Annotated in this window: 6 protein-coding genes and 1 pseudogene; all 7 read left to right on the forward strand. The window is 75.6% G+C overall.

Features of this window, described 5'->3' with window-relative positions; translation table 11 throughout:
- Positions 1 to 10 precede the first annotated feature (10 nt).
- On the forward strand, positions 11 to 709 hold the full coding sequence (locus ACIHEJ_RS26100) for a DUF4328 domain-containing protein (RefSeq protein ID WP_400139051.1): 699 nt from the start codon (positions 11 to 13) through the stop codon (positions 707 to 709).
- Positions 710 to 800: 91 nt separating this feature from the next.
- Positions 801 to 1358: a hypothetical protein gene (locus ACIHEJ_RS26105; RefSeq protein ID WP_400139052.1), complete on the forward strand. Its 558-nt coding sequence runs from the start codon at positions 801 to 803 to the stop codon at positions 1356 to 1358.
- Between the two features lie 156 nt (positions 1359 to 1514).
- Positions 1515 to 1919, forward strand: coding sequence for a hypothetical protein (locus ACIHEJ_RS26110; protein ID WP_400139053.1), 405 nt, complete (start codon positions 1515 to 1517; stop codon positions 1917 to 1919).
- 177 nt (positions 1920 to 2096) lie between these two features.
- Positions 2097 to 2731: pseudogene (locus ACIHEJ_RS26115) on the forward strand (RNA polymerase sigma factor).
- A gap of 187 nt (positions 2732 to 2918) precedes the next feature.
- The gene (locus ACIHEJ_RS26120) at positions 2919 to 3737 is read left to right on the forward strand and encodes a hypothetical protein (protein ID WP_400139054.1); all 819 of its coding nucleotides are present in this window, start codon (positions 2919 to 2921) and stop codon (positions 3735 to 3737) included.
- Between the two features lie 271 nt (positions 3738 to 4008).
- Positions 4009 to 4671: an RNA polymerase sigma factor gene (locus ACIHEJ_RS26125; RefSeq protein ID WP_400139055.1), complete on the forward strand. Its 663-nt coding sequence runs from the start codon at positions 4009 to 4011 to the stop codon at positions 4669 to 4671.
- Entirely contained in the window at positions 4671 to 5822 is a 1152-nt protein-coding gene (locus tag ACIHEJ_RS26130; RefSeq protein WP_400139056.1) for a hypothetical protein, read from the forward strand. Before ACIHEJ_RS26125 ends, ACIHEJ_RS26130 begins: the two co-directional genes overlap by 1 nt.
- Positions 5823 to 6072 lie beyond the last annotated feature (250 nt).

The following is a 6072-nucleotide window of genomic DNA, read 5'->3' on the forward strand; positions in this document are numbered from 1 at the left end:
GAACCTCATCATGACCACATCCGTGCCCGCTCCGCCCTTCGTACCCGGCGCCGCCCTGCGCTCGCCGGAGGGCCTCGGCCGGGCCACCGCCGCGCTGCTCGGCGTGACGGTCGCCGCCGATCTGTTCGCGGTCTACGCCGACATGCTGGAGATGAACGTCGGCGCCGATCTCGCGAACGGCGCCACCGGCTCCGCCGTGCTCGACCGCGCCGACCACGCGGACACGCTCTACGGCATCGCCGGCGTCGCCCAGGGGCTCGCCCTGATCGCGACCGCCGTCGTCTACCTGTGCTGGCTGTGGCGGGTGCGGGTGAACGCCGAGGTGTTCGACCAGTCCGCGCATCGCATGCGGCGCGGCTGGACGATCGGCGGCTGGTTCTGCCCGGTCGTCAACCTGTGGTTCCCGCGCCGGATCGTCGTGGACGCCTGGGACGCCAGCGCTCCCTGGGGCGCGCGGGTCCGCCACGCCCCGGTGAACGCCTGGTGGACGGTGTGGATCGTCGGCCTCTTCGTCGGCCGGCTCGCGTACACCCGGTACGAGCACGCCGGCACGGGGTCCGAACTGCGGGGCGCGGCCGGGCTGATGCTGTTCTCCGACGCGCTCGACGCGGTGGCCGCGATCCTGGCCGTTCTGGTGGTCGTCCACCTGACCCGGATGCAGCGCCACAAGGCCCTCGCGGGCCCCTTGCCGAGCCCGGCCGTTGGCTGAAAAGCTGCGGCTGTGACACTCCCCCGCCGTCGCACGCAGTAAGGGGAAGTGTGGGCTCCGTAAAGGCGGCGCCCTGGCGAGGGAGGCTTTCATGAGCCTGGTGGAACTGATCGCGCAGGCCGACGAACGCGGACTGGCCGCCGGTGGGTTGGCCTGTTTGGATCGGTGTCTGCCCCTGCTCGGCGGCGACGACGAGCTGCTGCGCCCGCTGTGGGCCCACCTCTCCGACGGATCGGGCTGGGCGGACAGCCTGGACAAGGCGCGCTCCGCGCTGGCCTCGGCCGATCCCGCCGGCGACGAGGCCGCGCAGCTCGTGCGCCGGATGCTGGACGCGGCCCCGGCCGAACGCACCGCCGACGCGGTACGCCCCTGGGCGGACGCCTGCTCGGTCGCCTCGCTGCGCATACACCGGCTGCTCGACCCGGCCGCGGACGGCACGTCGGCGGCCGAGGGCTTCGAGGCCGGCCGCGCGGGCGAGACGGAGGACCTGCCCCCGCTGGTCGCGGCCGAACTGCGGCGGCAGACAGCCGTGCTGGAGCTCCTCGCCGGGCATGGCCCGCACGGGCTGCGCCGGGCGCTGGACGTGTCGGTCGAGGGACGCCGGGTACTGCGCGCGGTGGTCTCCCGGCGGGCGCGGGCCAGTTCCTGAGAGGCGCCCGCGCCACGGGTGCCGACGGGTCTTCGAACCCCCTGCGTGCGGGGATCCTGTGAGTGTCGTGCGGTGGACGTGGGGTAGTCCTGCGCCCGTTGGCGAAACGTTTCGGATGGCGGTGACGGAAGCGCCGCCCGGCTCGCTGTTCCCTATGTGACAGCCCAGTACCTGACAGCACAGCAGGAGACCAGGCCGACCGCCGCGACGAAGCCCGTGCGGTGGGCGGCGGACGCGGTCGCGACCATGCGCGAGGGCGCACGGGTGCGGCTCGACTACTCGGCGCAGAGCCTGTGGCGGGTGGACCGGGTGATCGAGGAGATACGCCGGGAGGAAGCGCCGTACGCGGCGGTCGAGAGCGTGCTGCGCGGCTTCGGCGCCTACGCCGGCGAGGTGATCGTCCGCCAGACCGGCGCCGAGTGGTGGACGGCCGGCGGCGACCACTGGGTCCGCACCCCCGACGGCCGGCTGTGGGACCCCATCGACGAGGCCCGGCGCTGCTTCGGCGGCCAGGGCTCGCTGCGCCTGCTCTGCCGGGACGCGACGGCCCCGGCGGGGTGACCCCGCCCCGTCCGGAACGTCACCGCCCGGGACCGCGCAAGGGCCGCCGTCTCGCTGTGACACTTCTGTGAGGCCCGACGCTGATGACCATGGAGGGCGGAGACACGGCCGGAGCGTGTCGCGCCGTGAGGGACGCGCCACGCAGTGGCCATGAACTCGGCACGAACGAGGACGGTCTTGGGCCAGGGAGGGGAACCCCGCCGCCCGCAGGCGCGGGACGGGGAGCTGGGCGCGGCCGTCGCGCGGGCCCAGGACGGCGACGAGGCGGCCTTCGCGGTGGCCTACCGGATCGTCCAGCCGGGGCTGCTCGGCTATCTGCGGGGCCTGGTCGGCGAGGACGCGGAGGACGTGGCCTCCGACGCCTGGTTGGAGATAGCCCGGGACCTCGGCCGGTTCAAGGGCGACGGCGCGGGCTTCCGCGGCTGGACGGCGACCATCGCCCGGCACCGCGCCCTGGACCACCTGCGCCGCCGGCGGGCACGACCCCGGGCGGCGGTCCTCGAACAGGACGCGCTGGAGTTGCCCGGCGGGCACAACACCCACGAGCAGGCCATGGAGTCCCTGTCGACCGAGCGGGCCCTGGAACTGGTCCGCGGGCTGCCGCGGGACCAGGCCGAGGCCGTCCTGCTCCGGGTGGTCGTCGGCCTCGACGGCCCCGCCACCGCCCGCGTCCTCGGCAAGCGCCCCGGCGCCGTCCGCATGGCTGCGTACCGCGGGCTGAAACGTCTCGCCAGGCAACTGGGCGCCGAGGAGGCCGGGCGGCGGGAGGTGTGACGGATGAGGGGCCCCCGACGCTGGGGGAGGCGGGATGAACGCCGACGGCCCTGATCCGTATGGAGATCCGTACGGGCAGGGCGACAGGGCGTGCGGCACGGCCTGCGAGCGCCGTGGGGAGCGTCGTACGGGCCCACGTGCGGGCCGACGTGCGGATGCCACGCAGACATCGGTGCCGGGCCGCGCGCCCGGCCGGTGAGGGACCGGACGAGGACGGGAACGGACATGGGTGAACAGCACAGCGGCGGCGGGCTGCCCGGCCGCCCGCACGCGCACCCGGGTGGCACCGCGTCCGTGACCGTCTCCGCGCCGGACCGCACCGGCACGGACGCCGACCGCACGCCGACGGCCGGCCTCACCGATCTCTCCGAACTCGAGGTCCGGTTCGGTGCCGCCCTGCGCGCCGACGGTGTCGACCCCGAGGCCGAGCGCCGGGCCCTGGCCGCGTTCCGCACCGCCCGCGAGGCGGGGGCGCACCGCGCGCGGACCCGGTCCCGGGACGACTGGCGGCCCGCCGCGCCGCGCCGTTCGCTGAAGGTCACGCTCTCGGTGGCGCTCGCGAGCCTCACGCTGGGCGGTGTCGCCGTGGCGGCGATCGGCTCGGCCGGGTCCGGCACCCACGGCCGCCGGGACACCCCGCGCCCTCGGCACCCGTCCCCGAGCGCCCCGCACCGGCCGGCCACCGGCCCGGGGACGACGGCCGGAGGTACGCCCGAGGGCGGATCCCGCGCCGCGGCCGCGCACCCCGCGCACCCGGGCACCGCCCAGGACACCGTGGCCCACTGCCGCACCTACGCGAGGGCCGGGGACCGGGGTGGAGCCCTGGACGCGACGGCCTGGCAGCGGCTGGTGGCGGCGGCGGGCGGCACGGACAAGGTCGCGTCCTACTGCGCCGCACAAGAGGCCGCGGCACAAGGGAAGAACGCCGACAAGCCCGGCAATTCCGGTGAAAGTAAGAGCGATGTCACCGGCAACGGTGAGAGTAAACGGGACACTTCGGGCGATTCGGCCGCCAACTCGAAGCAGGGCGACGGGAAGAACTGAGTCCTGTGGTCCCCGGTGGGCAACGGCCGGGGCCGCCACCCCCCACAGGAGAGGCCCCGGCCGTCGCGCGGACAGGCCGCGAACGGCCCGTACTCTCTTCAGCGCCATGAGTGCGTTTTCTGTCACACCCCGGCACCACCCGGACCTCACCCTGCGTACATTCGAACCCGGTCACGAGTTAGTTGCATCTTCTACGGACATGGACGACGAGCGGTTTCAGGTCGTAACGTGCCTTTCGCGCCGACCGAACATCTGGCGTAAAGGGAGTGCGGTGCTGGGGGACGACGCGGAACTGACCGCCGCGGTGCGATCGGCGCAGAACGGTGACGAGACCGCGTTTCGTGCCGTCTACCGCGCGGTGCAGCCACGGCTGCTCGGATACGTGCGCACGCTCGTCGGCGACCCGGACGCCGAGGACGTCGCCTCCGAGGCCTGGCTGCAGATAGCCCGGGACCTGGACCGGTTCAGCGGGGACGCCGACCGGTTCCGGGGCTGGGCCGCCCGGATCGCACGCAACCGCGCCCTGGACCACATCCGCATGCGGGGCCGCCGCCCCGCCATAGGCGGCGACGAGACGGAACTGACCGGCCGGGCCGCCGAGTCCGACACGGCCGGCGAGGCCATCGAGGCCCTGGCCACCGACCGCACCCTCTCCCTCATCGCGCGGCTCCCGCAGGACCAGGCCGAGGCGGTCGTCCTGCGCGTGGTCGTCGGCCTCGACGCCAAGACCGCGGCGGAGACCCTCGGCAAGCGCGCGGGCGCGGTCCGCACCGCCGCGCACCGGGGCCTGAAGCGGCTCGCGGAGCTGCTCGGCGAGGATCCGGAATCGGCCGGTGTGCTCGACGCACTCCCGCCCCAGCGAGAACCGCGCCGCGGCGCGGTGACGTCCGCCACTGTGACGCATCCGCGTGCGCGGACGCAGAAGGACATGTGATGGCCGACGAGCAGTACAAGTGGCTCAACCGCAGGGCGGCGGAGCGTCTGCTGCGCGGTGAGTCACTGGAAGCCGTCGACGCCCGCGCAGATGACGCGGATGACCAGGCCGAACGCCTCTCCCGGGCGCTCGGAGCGCTGTCCGCGCAGGCGGCCCCCGCCCCCGGTGAACTCCCCGGCGAACAGGCGGCGCTGGCCGCCTTCCGCAAGGCCCGCGAGGCCGCCGAGGCCGAACGCACCGCCGCCGCCCTCGCCGGCGCCGGCGAGGGCCGGCGCTCCGGCGCACCCGCCCACCAGGCCGACGCGGGCCTGGTCCGCATCGGTGCCCCGGCCCGTACCGGAATCCCCGCCCGGCGCCCCCGCTGGGCCCGCCCGGTGCGCCTCGCGCTCGCCGCGGTGGTGGCCGCGGGCACGGTCGGCGGGGTCGCGATGGCCGCGGGCGGCGGGGTGCTGCCGACGCCGTTCCGGCACGAGCACCCGGCCCCCGGCGCCTCCGTCTCCTCCTCCGAGACCTCCGGCGACCCCCTCGCGTCGGTCTCTCCGCAGTCCACCCCGGGCTTCGGAGCGGGCACGGGCTCGCCGAGCGGCCCGCCGGGCACGGGCGGCGGTCGCTCCTCCGAGGAGGCCGGCGGACGTGACGGCGACACCGGCGCGAGCACCGCGCCCGGATCCGGCGCCCCCTCGGCGACCGCGGGCGGCCGGTGGAAGGGTGTGGTCGCGGCCTGCCGTGACATCCGGGACGGCAAGGACCTGGACGCCGGCCGCAAGCGCGCGCTGGAGAACCTGGCGGGCGGCTCCGCGCGCGTGAGCCGGTTCTGCAGGGTCGTCCTGGCCACCGGCGACTCCGCCACTGCCGGCACCGTCGGCGGCGGCGAGGACGACGGCGGCAAGGGCCAGGGCGACGACAAGGGCAAGGGCGGCCGGAACGGCGACGGCAAGGGCGACGACGAGAGTCACCCCGGCCACGGCGAGCACGGCGGCAAGGGCGACGGCGGCCGGGGCGACGGCGGCCAGGAGGGTGACGGCAGGCGCCACCACCGCCGCGGCGCCGTACCCGCACCCGCGCCCACCCGCCTCGCGCCCCCGCACCCCGACCGCGGGACCAGGACGCCCGGGGCCCCGTCACCGAGCCCGTCGTACTCCGTGCTCTAGACCGGCATCACCCCTTTGACCTGCGTATTTGTGATCCGAGAAAAAACTTCCGCCAGAGGTGTGACGTTTCTGGAGCCCCTGGCGCAGTAATGAGTGAGCCGACTGGTCATCGGCCGTCGCACTGAGCCGGGGTTCCCCCCGTACCCACGGCTCGTGCACCTGGCGCGGGGGGGGGGCCGGCCCCCCCGGCCCCCCCCCCCCCCCCACCCCAACCCCCCCCCCCCCCCCCCCCCCCGGGGCGCCGCCCGCC

It is taken from the genome of Streptomyces sp. NPDC052301, from assembly GCF_044593395.1.
Taxonomy (GTDB): domain Bacteria; phylum Actinomycetota; class Actinomycetes; order Streptomycetales; family Streptomycetaceae; genus Streptomyces.